This is a genomic window from Parageobacillus caldoxylosilyticus, from assembly GCF_019272935.1.
Classification (GTDB): Bacteria; Bacillota; Bacilli; order Bacillales; family Anoxybacillaceae; genus Saccharococcus; species Saccharococcus caldoxylosilyticus.
This window is the reverse complement of the sequence record NZ_CP040553.1, coordinates 2470824-2490534: the sequence shown is the minus strand read 5'-3', so window position 1 is coordinate 2490534 and position 19711 is coordinate 2470824. Positions and strand designations below refer to the sequence as shown.

The following is a 19711-nucleotide window of genomic DNA, read 5'->3' as shown; positions in this document are numbered from 1 at the left end:
TAGTGGAAATTGGAATGGAGCTCCTTTCGCCATTCCAATTTTTTCTTTCGCCTCACTCACTCCCATTGTCCGATTTTTCCTCCTGTTCGTGTTGTTGGTCAATATATTGTTTTAAAGCTTCAATAGATTTGTTCATCTGATTGATGCGATCGCTCCATATATGTATCTCGTTTTTCAGCTCGTTAATTTGCTCATCGGCTTGGCGGACTTTTTCTTCGATGGAGTGAAGCTTCTTCTTTGTCTCTGCGACCTCTTGGCCGATCTCCGACTTTTCGCCGAGTTTGAGTTTCTTTAAGGTTTCGGACACGTTTTGGACCGTTTTTTGTTTGGCTTCTAGCGATTCTTTTGCCTGTTGCAACAGCTCATCTATTTTCTGTAAAGTGAGTGTGAAACTTTTTAATTGAATGGTAAAATCGTTGTATTGCTTACTTAAATGTTGTACCGTTTCTTTCAACACATCTAGATTTCCAATCCGTTCGTTTCCTTGTTTTATTTCTTTTTCCAAACGGTCCGCTTCATTCTCTATTTGCTTCCTTCGTTGTTCCGCATCGTTGAGGAGTCGATCCATTTGATCGGCTTGTTCTTGAAACTTTGCCATATCTTTCTTCACTTCGTTGAAAGCCACGATTTCGTTGCTCGCCTTTCCACTTTCGTGCTCATGAATCGCTAATATTAGATGTTCCGCTTCCTTCTCCAAATCTTGCTTTAACAATGATTGTGCGATCGATTGCGCTTCAGATACTTCTTTTGGATCAAAACTTGTCTCGACTGACATATTTGGAGTTTGAATATGGTTCGTAGTTAATTTTGTAGCTACAAGGGTCACATCCCTCAAGCACTGCTCAACGACAGGGATTCCATCGAAACAGAGGCCGCCAATATGCAGCTTCGTTACTTTCATATTCATTAGCTTGGCATTGGCTATATCGTTAGATTGGATGGACAACACCATTGTCCCATAGTCTGTTCTCACTAATTTCCTTAAAGTCAGCCCATATATTTTCGCCTGTAGAAATGCAATCGGCAGTTCACCGATGATCACTCCAGGCGCTCCAATGATGATCCCTCCTAAATCGAGAGTGCCCACGACTTTATCGGCATGAATGATAAAGCCGGAATCCTCACCGGCCGCCGTTGCCGCTGCTCGGCTCGTACCTCCTAGCGGAAAGCAAAAACTAATGATAAGGACAAGCAAAAGACTAATGATTTTCGCTTTTTTCCATACGATCATAACGGATGTCCCCTTCAAATGATTTCAGCGATTGTTAACCGGTTATCGTATTTGAATTTACAGTTGGAATGTCTTTTGGACGTTTCGAAAGATCATGGTCATTGGAGCCCGTTTTTGAAAGAACGCCATTCCAAGCGGCAATGAATGTACCGCCAATTAAGCCAAGCAATCCGCCAACCACTAATCCTCCTGCCGCCCCGATAAATGACAAAATGGAACAAATAATGATCAAACAGCCTGTAAATAAATGAGTTTCGGGTTTGGCCATACTCAAAATCGATAACATCATCATGACCATTCCGATGACGAGCCCAGCCCACATTAATCCGCTTCCGGGCAATAATAACATCGGAGCAACGCTAATTCCGACGAGTAAAATCAAGCTCCCGCCAACGAGAGAAAAAACCGCGCCCATAACCGGACGATGTTTATTGGACGCAAGCAAATATCCAAAAGAAAGCGGTAAAAACACCCCTACACCATAAGGCAGAACGAGTCCGGCCACGCGACGAACAACACCATCGAGCGAGACCATTCCTAGATGAGTGCATGTAAAGACTACCATTAATACGGCGATGATTGCCGCTAATATAAAAGACATATTTCTGCTCGCTTGGACCGCTTGTGGCCACGTTTCTTGTTTTCGTTTCTTTATTAACACCCCAGTGGCATAAATTAACAGAGCAACAACCACAACGGCCAGATTCGTTAAATAAAACGGCAGCTCCATTGCGGCCTTATTAAAATTTACCAAATGATCAATAATACCTATTACATTAATCGCTACAAATGTCCCAATTGAACCGAGTAAAAAAAGGATCAAATAGTGGCCATGATATAATACGTATCGTTCTTTATTTACATGGTTTTCGACCATCTTATGAATGAGCGTTGAATAAATGATAGCATTGCAAAAGCCAAAGATGACCGCCCCCTTTGCACCGAAACCGAGCAACTGGCTTCCGCCAATTAGTGCGCCTGGCAAAAGACTGGTACTCGCATATTTCATTTTCGCTTTATCCCACTTCATAAAGTGAAACAACATCGTCAGCAAAGCAAGAAGAGCCGCTCCCGTTCCTCCGCCAATCATCGCACCTCCCATCCCTTTTCCAAAAACAAGCCCGCCCGCAAAAGCTCCGGTAACCAAACCGATGACGATCATACTCAAAGTTTCAAAAAATAACTTGATCATCCGGCCCACCTCCTAACGATATAGCCAACACCTTTCGATCCATTCGTGACTACTTTCATTAAAACTTAAGGTGATAGAGGTTTCCCTCTACTCATTTTGGGGGAAATAGGCGATATATGAATGATGATGCACTTCGAATTAGAAATCCCCGAGTTTGCTGCCATCCTTCATATTCGCAACGATTTTTAGTTTCATGCCAGGAATGGAAATGTCCCCTGCAGATAAGAAATGCGTATTTAATTTAGGATGATCAAGAGTTAAATTGGGCGCTTGCAAGTCAATGACATTGAGCGGATTATCTGTATAATATTCTTTCACTTGCAAGTTTTTAAATAATGTATTGTCAGATTCAATGCCAGATACCCTTAATTTCAAATTTTTTCCAACAACATCACCGCCCGTCACGATAACATCCACACTTTTGACGTTATAACTTCCGAGGGCACTCTCTGTGTTAATATTTTTCGAGAGCATCAACCCGTTAATAGTGGCTGATTCTAAGTCAATCGCCGCTTGTGCCCATACCGGTTTATTTTCTGTTTCGCCAAGTGATGGATATAATTTGAAATTTGTTCCTGTAATTTTGTCGGCACTGATGATAAAACCGCCTACTCCAGACAGTGGGAAAGCGGCAAAGACCGTGCCCGACATGAACAGAACCAAAAGTAACGCAATCAGCCCTAACATTCCTGCTCCGCCAATGATCCCAAGGCGCTTCTTGTTCACATTTAATGCGTTTTCCATCATAATTTAACCCCCTTTTTTACAAAATCCCTATTTCCCCCAAAATAAATACCTTTTATTTTTAAGAATATATTTATTATTCAGAATATTGTCAAGCCGTTTTTCCATCTCCAACGCATGAATCGACTAAATGTTTGGAAAATCGGGCCATTCACGGAAACGTCCCTTCGAATCGCGAACTTTGGAAATGATGGAGTCGGGAGGTTGGGAAAAACCGCCACCTCCCCCTTTCACCTGATTTGGCATGACTCTTCGAAATCTTGAATCAACGAAGTAATACTAGACGTCCGGAAATCGATATCATCGGTTCTCTTTCCACACATTTCCATATCATCCTAATCTTTGTTTTCCAAAACGTTCTAGCTCTCTACCTCTGTCAGCGCTTTTTCAAGCTCATCAATACTGTCATATTTCTTCGCCCGGTCGATTTGTTTTTTCCGGATATGGAACTGTTTCACCGCATAGTTCTTTAACATGTCGTAGTCTACTTCTAGCATCCGTTTCGACGCTAACATCCTTTTTTGTTGTTCTCCTAACGACACTAAATATTCGACATAGCCGAAGGCATGTTCCCACAGTTCATCCATATAATCAATGAACACCTTATAATGGACATCATTGCCGGCAACAAGCCGCTGAATCGTGTAAATGCCAAATTGGATATGACGCCCTTCGTCCATATTCAAGTAATCAATCCCTTGCAAAATCCCTGGAAACAATCCCGCTTTTTTAAAAATTTGCCGGAACGCATAGTACCCTGATTCCGCAAGGGTCCCTTCGACAATCATGTTATACACGGTGGCCGCCCGAATGACCGCTTCTGGAGAATCATCTGTATTCAAGCGGTTCATCGACTCCGGCAGCGCTTCGTAAAAAATCCGTTTGTAACTGTCATTATGGAAAACCGAAAGGTCCATATCACCGACGCCGACCGCTTGCTGCCAGCGGGAAAACATTTCCGCATGTTTCGCCTCGTCATGCAAAAAGGTAGTCAAAAACATCGTGTCTTCTAAACGGCCTTGGCGTGCCATCGCGTTAATCATCGGCAAAATATCTAGCGTCACCGCTTCTTCGCCAGCTGAAAAACCGGCGACAAGCGGCAATGAAGCGATTTTTTCTCCATCACTTAAACGTTGAAAATCTTCTTGGTCTTGGCTGAAGTCAATATCAGCCGGATTCCACTTTCCTTGTTTTTTCGCCTTTTCATACAATTTATACATTGGATGATCCCACTGAATCGTTCCTTTCACCGTTTGAAAACTTTCGTGGTAAAACATTTTTCCCCCTCCTATCATTTTGAATAGAAGCGATAAAGTACATTCCAATCGTTTGTCTGTCCAGTGTAAACTTCCCATTTAAACCTTAACCTTGTATATGTTTAGAAAAACGTCATCGGTCGATCGTTCAAGTCGCAAATGACCGATTTCGTTTCCAAGTAACTATCGAGTGCCTGAACGCCTAACTCGCGGCCAATGCCGCTCTGTTTATAGCCGCCAAATGGCAAGGTCGGAGAAAGCACTTGATAAGTATTAATCCATAATGTTCCACTTTTGATCCGCCGCGCCATGTTGAGTCCCCTTTTAATATCCCGTGTCCAAACCGCCGCCGCTAAGCCGTAAATCGTTTCATTGGCAATTTGTACGGCTTCATCATCGTCTTTAAACGGAATGACGCTCACAACGGGGCCGAAAATTTCTTCACAGGCAATCCGCATAGTCGGAGTAACGTCGGCAAAGACCGTCGGTTCGATAAAATAACCATCAGTGAGTCCTTCGGGCACACGGCCTCCTGTTAATAACGTCGCCCCTTCTTCTTGGCCGATTTCAATATATTGTAAGATTTTCTCATGTTGAGTTTTGCTGATGACGGGACCAAGGTCGTTTCGCATGTCAGTGCCAGGCCCGACTTTTAACTTTTTCGCCTTTTCTACCAACTTTTCAACGAATGAATCATAGACCGAATGATGAACCAAAATGCGGCTTCCCGCCTGACACACTTGCCCGGAATTATAAAAAACTCCAAACAGCGCACTTTTCGCTGCATCTTCGATATCGGCATCGTCGAATATAATGTTCGGTGACTTGCCGCCAAGTTCTAAAGATACGCGCTTAATATACGGAGCGGCCGCTTGTAAAATATGCCGGCCGGTCGCTGTTTCTCCGGTAAAGGCAATTTTCGGAATCCTCGGATGTTTGACGATCGCCTTTCCCGCCTCATCCTTCCCCGGGAGGACGTTCAGCACCCCTTCGGGAACGCCTGCTTTCTGACACAACTCGGCCAGTTTTAATGCCGTTAACGGGGTTTCCGGCGCCGGCTTCAAAATCATCGTACACCCTGCCGCAAGGGCTGGTGCCACCTTCCATGTTGGCATGAGCAGCGGGAAATTCCATGGGGTAATTAACCCGGCAACACCAATCGGTTCTTTCATCGTCCATGCCATATAATTCGGTGGTGCTCCGTTTAACGAAAACGGCAGCACGTCTCCTTGGGGCTGAATGACAAGTGAAGCAAAAAAGTCGAAACAATCGGCGGCCATCGGAATTTCCACGAACAACGCCATATTTAGCGGCATTCCGTTTTCGCGTGTCATTATGTGCGCCAACTCCATGTGGTGCTTACGGATTAAGTCAGCCACGTTCCGTAAAATTCTTCCCCGTTCAAGCGGAGGCATGGACAGCCACCTTCTGTCATGAAACGCCGCCTCAGCGCTTTTCACCGCCTCATCGACATCTCTCTCCCCCGCATTGGCGACACGCGCCGTGACTTTTCCTGTTGCCGGATCGATGACATCAAACGTTTCATCGGTCGCGGCCGGCCTCCATTCTCCATTCAAAAACACCCCGGCTTCTGTCGTTTCCATCGAAATCATTGCAATGTTCCACCCCCAATGATTAATTTCGTATGAACGAGCAACGCACTTTTCGCTTCCCATGGGATCAAATTTGTGCAGAGGACCTACCCTCATTTCGTTTTAGGCCAACAAGTCTTCCCGGCCTAATTTCTTTAAATACTCGCGGTATGCCGGATAAATCGCATCCAATTGCGGCAACACTCTCAACGCGTTGGCCAACGGGCCTTGCACTTTAATTTGTTGGCGAGCTAGAGCCTGCTGCAAATCCAACTTTCCTAGCCAAAATTTATGGCCGACATCGGCGGTTTGTTCAAAAACAAGCTCCGGACGTAAATCATGATCCCCGCAAATCACTTTCAATCGGCCGTTTTCTTCCGCCCACGTAATCTTGCCTTCCGGCTGGTGAAACACGTACTGGACAAAGGCGTCGTACCCTTCGGATATTTCGGTAGAGGAAATCATTTCCTTTGATTCTTCCCTTTCAGCAACCTCTTCAAAAAATCCTCCGAGTATGGCATACAATTCTTTTTCATCTTTAAATAACGGCATATGTTCAACCCCCATTTCATAACCGATCATTCAGCAAACCGAATGACGCCGCGGATGTTTTTTCCCGCCTTCAACGCTTCAAATCCTTCATTAATTTGATCCAATGAATAAATTTGGCTCACTAACGGTTCCAGTTGTAATTTTCCGGCCGCATATAAATCGAGCAGTTTTGGATAATCGACCGGAGGATTCCCTTGCCCAAGCCAAGATCCGGTCAATGTTTTCGATTGAGAAGGCAAGGAAAACGCATTGACGGCAACGTTTTCGTTTGGCGCGGCAATGCCGACGATCACCGTTGTTCCGGTTTTTCTCGTGATGTTATACGCTTCAGCCATCGTCTCTGGCCGACCGATGGCTTCAAACGCATAATCCACACCATGGCCATCCGTTAAATCTAGTACGGCGCTGACAACATCTTCTTCACCGGCATTGATCGTATGCGTCGCCCCAAACTTTTTCGTCATGGCTAACTTTTCTGGCACAATGTCAATGGCAATAATTTGCTTAGCCCCGGACAAGGCGGCTCCTTGAATGACATTAAATCCAACGCCGCCGGCACCGATCACCGCCACCGTGCTTCCCGGCTCCACTTTCGCCGTCTTGATGACCGCGCCGACACCAGTCATGACGCTACAGCCGACAAGCGCCGCCAATTCAAACGGAACGTCGGCTCGAATCGGGATCGCTGCTCGTTCAGGAACGACCGTATACTCACTGAACGTTCCTATGGAAAGGAATTGGTAGACCGGCTTCCCACCAAGCGAAAAACGCGTCGTTCCATCAGGCATCGTTCCCATTGCTGTTAATTTAGCCGCTTCATCACACATGTCGGGCCGCCCGATTTGACAATAGTAGCACGTCCCGCACGATGGCACCCAGTTTAGCACAACGTGATCGCCAGCTTTCACACTCATAACTCCTTCACCAACAGCATCGACCACTCCGGCCCCTTCATGGCCGAGAACGATCGGCACCGGCAATGGCAAATGTGCATTAACAACATGCAAATCGCTATGGCAAATGCCGGCCGCTTTCATTTTCACCCGAACTTCGCCTTTGCGGGGCGGTTCAAGTTCGACATGTTCAATTCGCAGTTGTTCACCATAATGGTGTAGGACAGCTGCTTTCAATCCTTTCCCCCCTTTTTTCCGTCATGAAAAACAATCGATTGCTTTCTCGTTGTCATCACGGTTGTTTTACAGTTTTTCTAACTCCTCCACTTTTCGTCTGTCCTCATGGCGCAAGGCGTTCAAATACGCTTCCCACTGTTCTTTCAAAGCCGCTCTCATTCTTAAAAGCCCGATAACAAGCGGCCGTGTCGAATGATCATTCAAAAATACTTCTCTCAACACATCGTTAATGTCTTCTTTCTTTCCCGGAATGCCGTGATCTCTGCCGTATAACAAATGCTCTTCTAAAATCCGTTGAATTTGCGGATTTCCAGGGCCGCCGCTTTGCCGATAAAACGCTGAAATTCGTTGCGACATCGTGGCCATTTTCCGGTCTTCTTTCAATGTCGCTCCACCTCCTTCTATGAAAAGATGGACGTTAAAACAACGATCGATGTTTTCTTGTACGGAACAAGCGCCAAATCAGGAAGATAACGAGAATGATTGAGACGGTCAATCCGACGTTGGCAATCGTTTCCTTACTCATCCATAGAAATGTCCCGTTCGGAATGCTCGAGATAATGAAACCGCTTGCAACAATAATGGCAAACGTGACAAGCGCCAATGCCAACCGATTCGCTATTTGGTTTAATATATTGCGGATCACCGGATCAGGTTGGATTTGCATATTGAGCCGCAATTTATTATCCGCCAAAATTTCCATCACTTTATTGAAGCGGCGTGGGAATGTCGCCACCATTTCAGACGACTCAGCTAACAAACTGGCGTTGGCTCGAAAATTAAATCGCTTGCTAAGTATACTTTTCAAAATAGGGATTTCATAAGCCTCGACGACTTGGCCGTAAGAGATTTCCGGGCAAATCCAGCGCGCTGTTCCTTCTGTCGCGGAAAACCCTTTTGCCCATAGCGCCAAACCATTCGGAATTTTGCAATAGTTTTTGATTCCGATGGATATCGCTTCGAGTACGAGACGGCCATAATTATAACGAGAGCTTCCTTGATGGGCGGAGACGTAATTCAAAACAAGTGTCCTTAATTCGTCTTTTACTTTGACGACATCGGTATAAATCGTCGGGGTCACGAGCTCCATAAACACTTCAGCGGCATCTTCGGCTTGGTTTAACTGGATATGCATAATCACCCGCATCAAAATTTGCGTCATAATGCTGTCTATGCGTCCGGTCATTCCCCAGTCAATGATGACCGCTTTTTTCGTATGTTTATTGATCATGATGTTCGATCCGTGGGCATCGGCATGGTAATGGCCGTCTAGCATCGTTTGAACGTAATGATGGACGAGGTCGATCATAATTTTTACCCGTTCTTCAAAGGTGAAAAAGTCAACCGGGAAATCTTTAATAAGCCATCCATCAATGTATTCCATGATTAGAACGTTTTTCGTCGCCTCATACACTTCAGGAACGTCAACATATTCTGATTTTTTCCCGTATTTTTTCTTCATCTCCCTCATTTTTCGGGCTTCTTCCATCATGTCCAACTCATCCATCGCACTGCTGTAATAGTCTTGAACCAATTCTCTGAAATCGAGCGCCGCTTGCAGTTCGGGCGGTAAACGTTTTTGCAGCCACGACGCCATCTTCTTAATGACAATAATGTCGGTTTGAAACAGTTTCTCTACAGTGGGGCGCACAACTTTCAACGCCACCATTGGCCCGCCTTTCAATTTGGCCTTATACACTTGGGCGAGCGAAGCCGAACCGAGAGGCTCTTCGTCAATCCATTCAAACGTGTTCGCCCCGTCGGGAAGTTCCTTCTCGATGATATATTGAATCTTGGAAAACTCGATTGGCGGCACTTTATCTAATAATTTCTCCAATTCAAGGGTAATCGGTTCGGGCAATAAATCTTGGCGGGTCACTAACACTTGGCCGAGCTTGATAAACGTTGGTCCTAACTCTTCAAAAGCCAACCTCAATCGTTTCCCGATTTTCCACAAGTATTCGTTTTCGTGTTGGCTGAGCTTTCGTTTCCCGGCCAATTTTTTGGCCATTACATCTTTGATGAGCATACCTAAGCCGTTTTTGGCAAAGACGGAAATAATTTTCCGACTCCGCTTTCCTATTGTAATCTCCGCAATTTCCTTCTCAATGGCTTCGCCGACTGCCGATAAGGCCGAGAGACACTCTGGACCTGTCTTTTCGACGGAAGCGTTCAAACCGTATCCCTCCCTTCCTGTCTATTCATGCGTCCTCGACCGTTACAATCTCTCAATGATCGTTGCCGTCGCCATGCCAAAACCGATGCACATCACTTGCAGCCCGTATTTCCCGTCCATATCTTCCAATTGATGAAGTAATGTCGTCTGAATGCGCGCCCCACTCGCGCCGAGCGGATGCCCAAGCGCAATAGCTCCGCCCCGCGGATTGACCTTTCTCATGTCTGGCTCAAGTTCACGTTCCCACGCTTTGACGACGGAAGCGAACGCTTCGTTCACTTCGATGACGTCCATTTGCTCCAAAGTGAGCCCCGCTTTATGTAATACTTTCCGTGTAGCGGGAATAATCCCCGTTAACATCATCACTGGATCTTCGCCGACCACCGCCCGGGCGACGATGCGCGCCCGCGGCTTAAGACCGAGCGCTTTTGCTTTTTCTTCTGACATGAGCAGCAGCCCCGCTGCCCCGTCGCTTACTTGGCTGGAATTTCCTGCTGTCACTACACCGCTGTTCGGCTGGAACGACGGCGTCAGTCCGGCTAATTTCTCCATTGACGTATCTCTGCGAATCCCTTCATCTTTATCAAAAATGAACGGTCCGTCTTCCCCTTTCACCTCGATCGGGATAATTTCCCGTTGAAACCACCCTTTATCGGTCGCCTCTGCCGCTTTTTGATGGCTTTGAAGCGAAAATTCATCCAATTCCTCGCGGGAGAGGTTCCATTTTTTCGCGATCATTTCAGCGGATATCCCTTGTGGGACAATGTTGTACTTACTCGTTAAGTTTTTGCTAAATCTTCCCATATCGCTTCCCATCGGTACTCTTGTCATGCTTTCCACACCGCAAGCGATTGCAATATCGATATCGCCAGCGAGAATGGCTTGTGCCGCTGTATGAATGGCTTGCTGGCTCGAGCCGCACATGCGATTTAGCGAAAAAGACGGCACTTCCACTGGAAACCCGGCTGCAAGTACGGCTTGCCGCCCAATGTTTCCGCCTTGCTCCCCCGTCATCGTGACACATCCGACGACTACATCTTCCACGGAACCCGCTTCAATTCCGTTTCGTTGTACGAGTGCCTGAAGAACTGGAACAAGCAAATCAACCGGATGCATGTTCGATAAGGAGCCTTTGCGGCGGCCGATGGCCGTACGTACAGCGTCGACAATCACGACTTCTGGCATCATATCCTCCTCCTTTCTCCTGTTAAAATGTAAACAGCTCGATGCCCCCAGACACATTCAATCCAATCCCCGTGATATATTTCGCTTTGTCGGAACAGAGGAAGGTGATGGCATTGGCAATATCCTCCGGTTCTCCGGGACGCTTAAACGCCGTCCGTTGAATCATTCGTTCGTTCATTTTTGGATTGCCCATGCGGAACGCTTCTGTATTAATGATCCCGGGGACAATGGCATTGACCGTAATCCCGTAGCGCGCTCCTTCCAACGCCATACTTTTCGTAAAGCTGAGCAACGCACCTTTTGTCGCGGAATAGCTGGCTTGGCCGAATCCGCCAAGCGTTCCGGCGACCGAAGACATATTGATAATCCGGCCCCACCCTTGTTCTTTCATGTACGGCCACACCGCTTTCGTACAGTTATACGCCCCGGTTAAATTTACCTTTAAATCGCGTTCCCATAAATCATCGTTTTGCTTTTCAATTTGGGAAATATGGTCGAGTGTCCCGGCATTGTTAACAAGAATATCAATCGATCCGAACTCTTCTTTCACTCTCGCAAATACTTCTTTCACTTGTTCGCGGTCCGTCACATCCATCTTGATCGCTAAGGAACGGCGGCCCATGGCTTGAATTTCTTTTGCAGTTTTCTCGGCATACACGACTTTCGTGCTGTGCATCACTTGCGACAACGGCCCGTATTTTTGTGCCATGGCTCGGCTTTCCTCATCAGATTCAATAAGTATGTCGGTAATGACGACATCGGCTCCCGCTTCGGCTAGCGCTAAGGCGTCCGCACGGCCGATCCCGCGGGAGGCTCCCGTCACTACCGCGACTTTTCCTTTCAATAACTCAGCCCAAGAAGACATCTTCATCCCACCTCTTTTCAATGATTAGCGGAGAAATTGAGGTTTTTTCTTTTGGAAAAACGCCGCCAGCCCAATAGCGGGTTCTCCCGTCTTGAATGTTTCGGCAAAGGCACGCGCTTCCACGCTAAACCCGTCCTCAGACAGCCCTTCTGCCGCATGAATGGCCCGTTTGGCGAACCCCATGGCTTTGACTGCTCCTTCAGCGAGCTGCTCCGCAAACGCCGTCGTTTCTTCCACGAGCTTCTCTGGAGTTGTCACCTTGTTAATTAATCCGATTTGCAACGCTTCTTCAGGATCCAACCTTTTCGCCGTAAAAATGAGTTCGGTGGCTTTCGCGCGTCCTAACAATCGCGTCATTCGCTGTGTACCACCCGCTCCCGGAATCAAACCGAGCGACACTTCTGTCAGGCCAATTTTCCCTTTTGACATGATGCGGAAATCGCAAGCTAATGCCAGTTCGCAGCCTCCGCCTAACGCATGGCCGTTGATCGCGGCAATAACCGGTTTCGGCAAGGTAGCCAAACGGTCGAAACATCGTTGCATGCGCGCACTTTGCTCGGCAATGCCAGCTTCATTCCCAGCGTATCGGCTACCGCTTTGGATCATCGCTTTTAAGTCCGCCCCAGCCACAAATGTCTTTTCGTGGGCAGATGTAATGACAACCACACGTACAGAAGGGTCCGCCTCAAGCTCATCTGCTGCACGTTCCAAATCGCGCATCAATTGTTCGCTGACGGCATTAGCCGGAGGATTGTCGATGACAACCCAGGCGACTCCTTTCTCTCTTCGATCAATGTGAATCGTTTCGTAAGACAACTTTTTTCCTCCTTTTCAAAATAACAGGTTCGAACAGCAAAAGCCCGGCCATCCTGCTTCAATGAATTGGTTCGCCTGCTCCCTCTACGTTTAAACGTGTACTCCATAAGGAGCATAAAGACGGCGTGCTGTCACTAAACGTTGGATTTGCTGCGTCCCTTCGAAAATATCGAATACTTTGACGTCCCGGTACAATTTTTCCACGAGATGCCCGTCGAGACCGATCGGGCCGAGTAATTCCAGACATTTCGAACAAACATCGAGCGCCATTTTGCCAGCTACCGCCTTGCATATCGCCGCTTCCATGGCGTTCGGCTGGCCGATATCCGCTTTCCAAGCCGCCTCCCAAGTGAGAAGGCGCGCCGCATCAATATCTTGCTCCGCTTCGGCCAACAGTTCCGCCGCTTCGTAATAGAGCCGTCCTTGCTTCGGATATTCTTTTCTGACTAAATCAACGGTATATTCATACGCGGCGCGGGCAATGCCAATCGCCATCGCAGCCACGATTGGACGCGTGCTGTCAAATGTTTTCATGGCCACTTGGAACCCGGACGGCTTATTGCCGCTTGTGCTGTACAGTTCTTCGCCACCGAGCAAGTTTTCCTGAGGGACAAAACAATTTTCAAACAACAATTCCGCCGTCTCATTCGCGCGCAAGCCCATTTTATGAACAAGACGGGTGCAGCTGAATCCAGGTGTGCCTTTTTCGACCACAAAGGCTCTATGTCCGGCACGTCCCATGTTGGGGTCGATCGTCGCAAACACCACGGTCCAAGAGGCACGGGCACCGTTTGTAATAAAAATTTTTTGACCGTTCAACACGTACCCCCCATCCACCTTTCGGGCGGTGGTACGGATCCCCGATACGTCGGAACCGGCTTCGGGTTCCGTCAGTGCGTAAGCTCCCCAGCGCGGCTCGTCTTTCGTAAATATGGACAGAAACCGCTCCTTTTGTTCGGGTGTACCGCTGCTTTGGATCGGGGGACCGCCAAGGCCTGCTCCCGGAAGAGATAATGTAATCGCCGGGCATCCCCACGCCAACTCCTCAGTGGCGATGACCGCCATCCGATTTGCTTCCTTTTCCGATTTCTTGCCGTTTTTTTCTCCCGTTTTCGCCGTTCTTCCCCCGCCGCTAAAGGAAGAAGTGTTGAGATGGATACCCATTTTGTTCACTTTATTCAACCACTCATCGGGCACTTTCCCTAACCGATCCGCTTCCATGGCGATCGGGCGAATTTCATGTTTGGCGAACCAGTGGACCAATTCTTTGATTTGCTTTTGCTGTGGCGACAGTTCGAATGAAATCATTGGGCGACCCTCTCTTTCTGTCTGTTCATGATTTGTTCACCGCGGCGGACTAACAAATCTCTTTCCCTACCATATAAAGCCACTTGCGCTTGTGCGTCCCTCATCCACTTTTCCACCGGATACTCTTGCACATACCCATGCCCGCCGAGCATTTGTACGGCACAATCGGTCACATGCCGAAGAGAACGATGAGCACGAGATAATGCTCGCAAGGCATGGCCTTCCGCGTCGCTTGCTTGTTCATCCACTTTGATCGCCGCCTGCCAGACGAGGTGCTTCGCCGCCTTAAATTCAAAAGCCATTTCGGCAATCGTGAAGGAAACCCCTTGAAATTTGGCAATTTCCTGGCCAAACGCTTGGCGTCCTGCGGTATATTCGATGGCGTAATTTAATGATGCTTCCATTAATCCAACTTCTTTGGCGGCTTCGAGTACACGAAGGCGCTGTTGAACGTTTGCAATCAGTTCGCTTGCTTCCTTTCCGCGAGCAATGACTTGTTCCGCGCCAACATGGACATCAGGAAAGTGCAACCGGCCAAGTCCAGCTGCGAGTAATCCTAAACGAAAGTCTCCTTTTAACACTTCCCAATGTTTATTTTCCAACCATAAAACAACGCATTCACCTTTCGAATCGACAGCAGCAATAAGGACGTATTCAGCGGATGTGGCCAAACGAACCGGCTGCGATGTCCCTTTGACAATGTATCCGCTGCCATTTGCACGAATGTCGAGTTCCGACGCCCAAGTGGCGTTCCTATCCGTTGCATCAATGAAAGCCACGCTCGGCCAACAACCGTTCCGACCGGATGATTTGTACGATTGAAGCAACGGATGATCCGGTTGAAGGCGGATAAATGACGCCGTATCTCCTGGTCCCGACAGTCCTTGAACAATCCCTAAATCCCCGTAACTCAATGCCTGTAAAATTTGCACTTGAGAAATTAACGGCAGTTCAAGTCCTCCCCAGATTTCCGGAAGTTCAAGGGTCGAAAATCCTAATTCCCCAACCATTTTTATAATAGAAGCGCTTACAGAACGGTTCGCTTCACACTCTCTTGCCGCTGGACGAATATGTTCAACAGCGAAGTTTCTTGCTAAATCATAAAACGCTTGTTCTTCATCGGTAGGATGAAACGAGATCAAATCATTCTCCTCCTTAACTTCCGACGTTCCCGAATAATATTGTTAATATTCAGAAATTATCAGGCCAAAAATGCCTTTTTATGTTTGCGTAGCTGTCTCAAATTCCTTTGCCCATTCGCGAAGTTTCTTTTTATCGATTTTTCCGATTAAATTTTTCGGTAAGTATCCGACGATTTTGATGAATCGCGGACTTTTATGTTTCGCGACTTTCTTTTGGCAAAACTCAATTAATTCTTCTTTTGTCGTTTGTGCACCCTGGCGGAGCACGACATAAGCGGCCACTTCTTCGCCCATTCTAGGAGACGGTACGCCGACAACGCCGGCTTCGACGACGTCAGGATGAACCATGAGCAATTCCTCGAGATCGCGTGGATAAATATTAAATCCGCCGCGAATAATCACATCCTTTTTCCGGTCAACGATAAATACATAGCCTTCCTCGTCGATCCGGGCCATATCGCCGGTGTAAAGCCACCCATCCCGAAGAATTTCCCGGCTTTCTTCTTCCTTGCCGTAGTAACCTTTAAAAACATTCGGGCCGGAAACAATCAATTCCCCAACTTCATTGGGCGGAAGGCGATAGCCGTTTTCATCGACGACGGCGACTTCAATTCCCGGCAACGGCAATCCGACGGAACCTGGCTTTATCGGTTTCGATGGATCGGTGGCTGTAACGATCGGAGCTGCCTCGGACAGCCCGTATCCTTCTAAGATGATACAGCCGAATTTTCGTTGGAAATCGTAAGCCAGCTGTTTCGGAAGAGACGCCGAACCTGAAACACAGACAATAAAGCTCGACGTATCATACTCGTCGGCATCAGGATGATGATACAAGGCGTGAAACATCGCCGGCACCATCGCTGAATGCGTCACTTTATATTTTTCAATGGCTTCTAGCACTTTCACGGGATCAAAATAAGGCAAAAGTACAATTTTATCACCTAATAAAAGCGCGACATTCATCATCGTGAAACCGAAAGCGTGGGAAAACGGCAACACCCCAAGCGCCACACGTTCTTCTCTCAATTGTAAAATTTGCGCTGTTTTCGATGCCGCTTCTGCATTGGAATACAAGTTTTTATGCGTCAACACCACCCCTTTTGGATTCCCTGTTGTCCCTGCTGTATACAGCAAGGCCGCCTCATCTTCTTCACAGATAGGTACATTTGGCGCAGACGTCGAGGCATTTTCCATTCCCTTCCATAAAGAGTAGGGGGAATCGTGCCGATCCAATGTGAAGATTTTTGGCGGTGCCGATAAATTATAAACCGCCTCCTTCACCTTCGCCAAAAGCAGATCGGTGGTCAAAACAATTTTTGGCTGGCAATCTTGCAAAATATAATGAATTTCCTGCGCTTGCAAAAGAGGCATCACGGGAACGACTACGGCGCCTGCCTTAATAATCCCGCTAAACGCGATGACGACTTCAGGACAGTTCGGCATCGTGACAACCACGCGGTCCCCGCGTTCCACCCCTAACTCGATCAACGTATGCGCTAACTGGGAGGAAAGCTCATCGCAGTACGTATTCGTATATTCTTCACCCTCAAAAATGAGAACGGGATACATGCCGAATTTTTCGATATTATTAGACCAAATGTTTCTTAAATTCATTCCACGTCTCTCCTCAATGAGATTCATGTATAAGAAACCAGATGCCGGACATTTAATATGCTTTGAAGCTCAAGCCATCAGCTTCTTCCCGGCTTCTGGTTCTGCCCTTTCACCGTTTACTGTTTGGCGTGGTTGTAGGCTGACAACACTTCTTGAAGCCGTAAAGCAAGGCCCATGTCTCCGTCGATTTTGAGCTTTCCGCTCATAAAGGCTTCAGTCCCGTTCAATTCTCCTTCCACCAATTTTTTAAAATCACTCGAATCGATGGTGAGCGTACAATCGGACGCTTCCTGTTCGCCTTCGACGACAGAACCTGCATCAGGGCGAAGAATCACTTGGTAAACGCCAGCTTCTTCCCCGCTTAAGTTGAACTGATAGACAGCGACAATCCCATCAGCTCGAGAAGGATCCTCCTTGAGCTGCGAATCGATCATTTGAAAAATTTCTTTAACGGTTGTCATTGGATTCCCTCCTAAATTATTTAAATTATTTTCATGTTGGTTATAGTGTAAAATATTTAGAATAATACTAGTATTCCGAAAAAAGTCGGAGTTTTTTTTCGCAAACTCCCGTTTCCCCCCGATATTTATACGTATTTTTCCTTTGTGGCCATGTTATCTCTTCCGCGATGAAAACAAGAGGGAAAGCAGCCGTTGTTCGCCGATAAGTTCCAAGTAGCGGGGATATAAAGCAAAAGCGGGCATAATACTCTGCAGCATTTGTAACGCTTTCTTTTTCGACCCATTCACCTTTATTTTTCCCGTCATTAACGCTAGGGGGACATTTACATTTCCTCCCCAAAATTGATGCGCTATATCTCCCGTTGTTTTGACGGATACATCCAGTGATTTGATCGATTCACCAAGGTAAACCGTATAATTTCCCCCCTTTTTCGGCTGTCTGGCATCAATACAAATAAGAGCATTCGGTTGAGTAATTTCAAATTCAATGGCTATCCTAGATTTTCGAATTTTTTCGCCGATTTGATTCATTTGATCGACCTCATCACCATTTTCGTAATATGCTGGGCTATGTCCCCACCATTGCCTCAATTCCTGAATCGTTCTTGGACGGGAAGGGATCTTCATAAACTCGCCCACTACCCGATAAAAATGTTCCGCATCCTGAAAAACCGGCATGTCTTTTCCAACTCCTTCAATGGATTAAATCGTAATAGACAGTATGAAAGCATCTTTACGTACCTATTAAACTATTTTAAAAATGGTGCCTTTGCAACCCGTGGATTGAAGGGATTATCAAGATCAATTGGGATGATCCCCTCACTTTGGCGTAGTGAGACTGTGCTGCATTTGATATTTCGGTCACCGAAAATGAAGTGAGCACGTTTCGGATTGTAATCGTTTTTCTAATCTGTACGTACATACAATATTAGATTTAGAAAATAAAGCCTTCGTTTTCTTAACCTATTTCCTAAAACAACTAAATACGCAGCAAGGACAGCGGGTAGCTTTCGCTTTTACCCTATTGGCATGTTTTCGCTTTTTTAGTGGCAAAGAAAAAAGCAACCTTTTTTCATGTATTTAGAACATGAAAAAAGGTTGCTTTAAAAATTTAGGTTATCGTTAGATTTAGGTCACGTTTTTTAAATATATTCCATATCAAGAAATATTTGCTAATCTTACAACGTCCCGTGCGATCATGACTTCTTCGTTCGTTGGGATGACTAATACTTTGACCGGGGAGTGCGGATAGCTAATGAACGCTTCCTTGCCGCGCACTTTATTCAACACTGGATCCCAATATACGCCCATAAATTCGAGGCCTCGCAGCACTTTCGCACGGATGACCTCACTGTTTTCACCGATGCCGGCGGTGAAGATGATCGCATCGACGCCGCACATGCGCGCCGCATAAGAGCCGATATATTTATGAATGCGGTTAGCGAACACTTCGAGCGCCAGTTCCGCGCGTTCGTTTCCTTCGGCCGCCGCTTTTTCGAGGTCGCGCAAATCGCTCGACAGTCCGGAAATACCAAGCATGCCGCTCTTCTTATTTAACACTTCAATCACTTCTTCGGCAGTCATTCCTGTTTTTTCCATAATATATGGGATTAGGGCTGGGTCAATATTTCCGGAACGGGTACCCATCGCAACACCGGCAAGCGGCGTAAAGCCCATCGACGTATCGATCGATTTTCCGCCTTCGACCGCCGCGATGCTGGCGCCGTTGCCAAGATGGCAGGAAATGAGACGAAGCTGTTCAATCGGCCGGCCAAGCAATTCAGCGGCTCGTTGTGTTACATATTTATGAGACGTGCCGTGAAATCCATATTTGCGAATACCGAACTTTGTATAGTATTCGTACGGTAGACTATATAAAAATGATTGTTCTGGCATGGTTTGATGGAACGCCGTATCAAACACGGCCACAGCCGGCACATTTGGAAGCACTTCTTGAAACGCTTTAATGCCGACAATGTTTGCCGGATTATGAAGGGGAGCAAGCTCCGATACTTCTTCAATTTGCTTGAGCACTTCATCCGTAATCAGCACTGAATCGCTGAATTTCTCACCGCCGTGAACGACGCGGTGGCCGATTCCATCAATTTCATCAAACGAACGGATAATGCCATAGCGGATGAGCTTATCAAGCAGCATCTTCACCGCTACAGCGTGGTTTGGAATCGCTGTTACTTCCTGAATTTTCTCTCCGTTTACCGTAATCGTAAAAATCGCATCATCAAAGCCGATTCGTTCGACAATTCCTTTCGTTAACACCGTTTCACTCGGCATCTCAAACAATTGAAACTTTAATGACGAACTACCGGCGTTAATTGCTAACACCTTTGCCATTTTTTAACAGCTCCTTTTATACTTAACATGTTGTTACCATTAGTTTATTCGGTTTTGTATTATTTCACTATACCTTTTTCATTGTATGCTTGTTC

The 19711-nt window shown here is 46.7% G+C and carries 18 protein-coding genes; all 18 read right to left on the bottom strand.

What is annotated here, in order from left to right:
• Positions 1 to 52 precede the first annotated feature (52 nt).
• The 18 genes from BV455_RS12685 to BV455_RS12600 all read right to left on the bottom strand — a co-directional run bounded on the left by BV455_RS12685 (position 53) and on the right by BV455_RS12600 (position 19616).
• Positions 53 to 1231 (bottom strand): coiled-coil domain-containing protein, encoded by a 1179-nt coding sequence (locus tag BV455_RS12685; protein ID WP_042407610.1) that lies wholly within the window; start codon positions 1229 to 1231, stop codon positions 53 to 55.
• A 34-nt stretch (positions 1232 to 1265) separates the two neighbouring features.
• Positions 1266 to 2423 (bottom strand): DUF6114 domain-containing protein, encoded by a 1158-nt coding sequence (locus BV455_RS12680; protein WP_052510019.1) that lies wholly within the window; start codon positions 2421 to 2423, stop codon positions 1266 to 1268.
• Positions 2424 to 2561: 138 nt separating this feature from the next.
• Positions 2562 to 3170 carry a DUF6230 family protein gene (locus BV455_RS12675; protein ID WP_017434973.1) on the bottom strand — a complete coding sequence of 203 codons (609 nt, stop codon included), beginning with the start codon at positions 3168 to 3170 and terminating at the stop codon, positions 2562 to 2564.
• A 356-nt stretch (positions 3171 to 3526) separates the two neighbouring features.
• Entirely contained in the window at positions 3527 to 4444 is a 918-nt protein-coding gene (locus BV455_RS12670) for a R2-like ligand-binding oxidase (protein WP_042407613.1), read from the bottom strand.
• Between the two features lie 101 nt (positions 4445 to 4545).
• Entirely contained in the window at positions 4546 to 6036 is a 1491-nt protein-coding gene (locus tag BV455_RS12665) for an aldehyde dehydrogenase family protein (RefSeq protein ID WP_042407615.1), read from the bottom strand.
• A 102-nt stretch (positions 6037 to 6138) separates the two neighbouring features.
• A complete protein-coding gene (locus BV455_RS12660; protein WP_042407617.1) occupies positions 6139 to 6567 on the bottom strand; it encodes a hypothetical protein in 429 nt (142 codons plus the stop codon).
• A 26-nt stretch (positions 6568 to 6593) separates the two neighbouring features.
• A complete protein-coding gene (locus BV455_RS12655; protein ID WP_017434969.1) occupies positions 6594 to 7697 on the bottom strand; it encodes a Zn-dependent alcohol dehydrogenase in 1104 nt (367 codons plus the stop codon).
• 66 nt (positions 7698 to 7763) lie between these two features.
• The gene (locus tag BV455_RS12650) at positions 7764 to 8081 is read right to left on the bottom strand and encodes a hypothetical protein (RefSeq protein WP_017434968.1); all 318 of its coding nucleotides are present in this window, start codon (positions 8079 to 8081) and stop codon (positions 7764 to 7766) included.
• Positions 8082 to 8115: 34 nt separating this feature from the next.
• Positions 8116 to 9873, bottom strand: coding sequence for an ABC1 kinase family protein (locus tag BV455_RS12645; protein ID WP_017434967.1), 1758 nt, complete (start codon positions 9871 to 9873; stop codon positions 8116 to 8118).
• A gap of 42 nt (positions 9874 to 9915) precedes the next feature.
• On the bottom strand, positions 9916 to 11058 hold the full coding sequence (locus BV455_RS12640) for a thiolase family protein (RefSeq protein ID WP_017434966.1): 1143 nt from the start codon (positions 11056 to 11058) through the stop codon (positions 9916 to 9918).
• 22 nt (positions 11059 to 11080) lie between these two features.
• Complete coding sequence (locus tag BV455_RS12635) at positions 11081 to 11923, bottom strand: SDR family NAD(P)-dependent oxidoreductase (RefSeq protein ID WP_017434965.1); 843 nt, start codon at positions 11921 to 11923, stop codon at positions 11081 to 11083.
• Between the two features lie 24 nt (positions 11924 to 11947).
• Complete coding sequence (locus tag BV455_RS12630) at positions 11948 to 12739, bottom strand: enoyl-CoA hydratase/isomerase family protein (RefSeq protein ID WP_017434964.1); 792 nt, start codon at positions 12737 to 12739, stop codon at positions 11948 to 11950.
• A 90-nt stretch (positions 12740 to 12829) separates the two neighbouring features.
• The gene (locus BV455_RS12625) at positions 12830 to 14047 is read right to left on the bottom strand and encodes an acyl-CoA dehydrogenase family protein (RefSeq protein WP_017434963.1); all 1218 of its coding nucleotides are present in this window, start codon (positions 14045 to 14047) and stop codon (positions 12830 to 12832) included.
• Positions 14044 to 15189 (bottom strand): acyl-CoA dehydrogenase family protein, encoded by a 1146-nt coding sequence (locus BV455_RS12620; protein ID WP_218687248.1) that lies wholly within the window; start codon positions 15187 to 15189, stop codon positions 14044 to 14046. Before BV455_RS12620 ends, BV455_RS12625 begins: the two co-directional genes overlap by 4 nt.
• Positions 15190 to 15267: 78 nt before the next feature.
• A complete protein-coding gene (locus tag BV455_RS12615; RefSeq protein ID WP_017434961.1) occupies positions 15268 to 16803 on the bottom strand; it encodes a class I adenylate-forming enzyme family protein in 1536 nt (511 codons plus the stop codon).
• Positions 16804 to 16919: 116 nt separating this feature from the next.
• Positions 16920 to 17264: an SCP2 sterol-binding domain-containing protein gene (locus tag BV455_RS12610; RefSeq protein WP_017434960.1), complete on the bottom strand. Its 345-nt coding sequence runs from the start codon at positions 17262 to 17264 to the stop codon at positions 16920 to 16922.
• Between the two features lie 153 nt (positions 17265 to 17417).
• Positions 17418 to 17942, bottom strand: a complete 525-nt coding sequence (locus tag BV455_RS12605; protein WP_017434959.1) for a hypothetical protein — start codon at positions 17940 to 17942, stop codon at positions 17418 to 17420.
• A gap of 480 nt (positions 17943 to 18422) precedes the next feature.
• A complete protein-coding gene (locus BV455_RS12600) occupies positions 18423 to 19616 on the bottom strand; it encodes an acetate kinase (protein WP_017434958.1) in 1194 nt (397 codons plus the stop codon).
• Positions 19617 to 19711 lie beyond the last annotated feature (95 nt).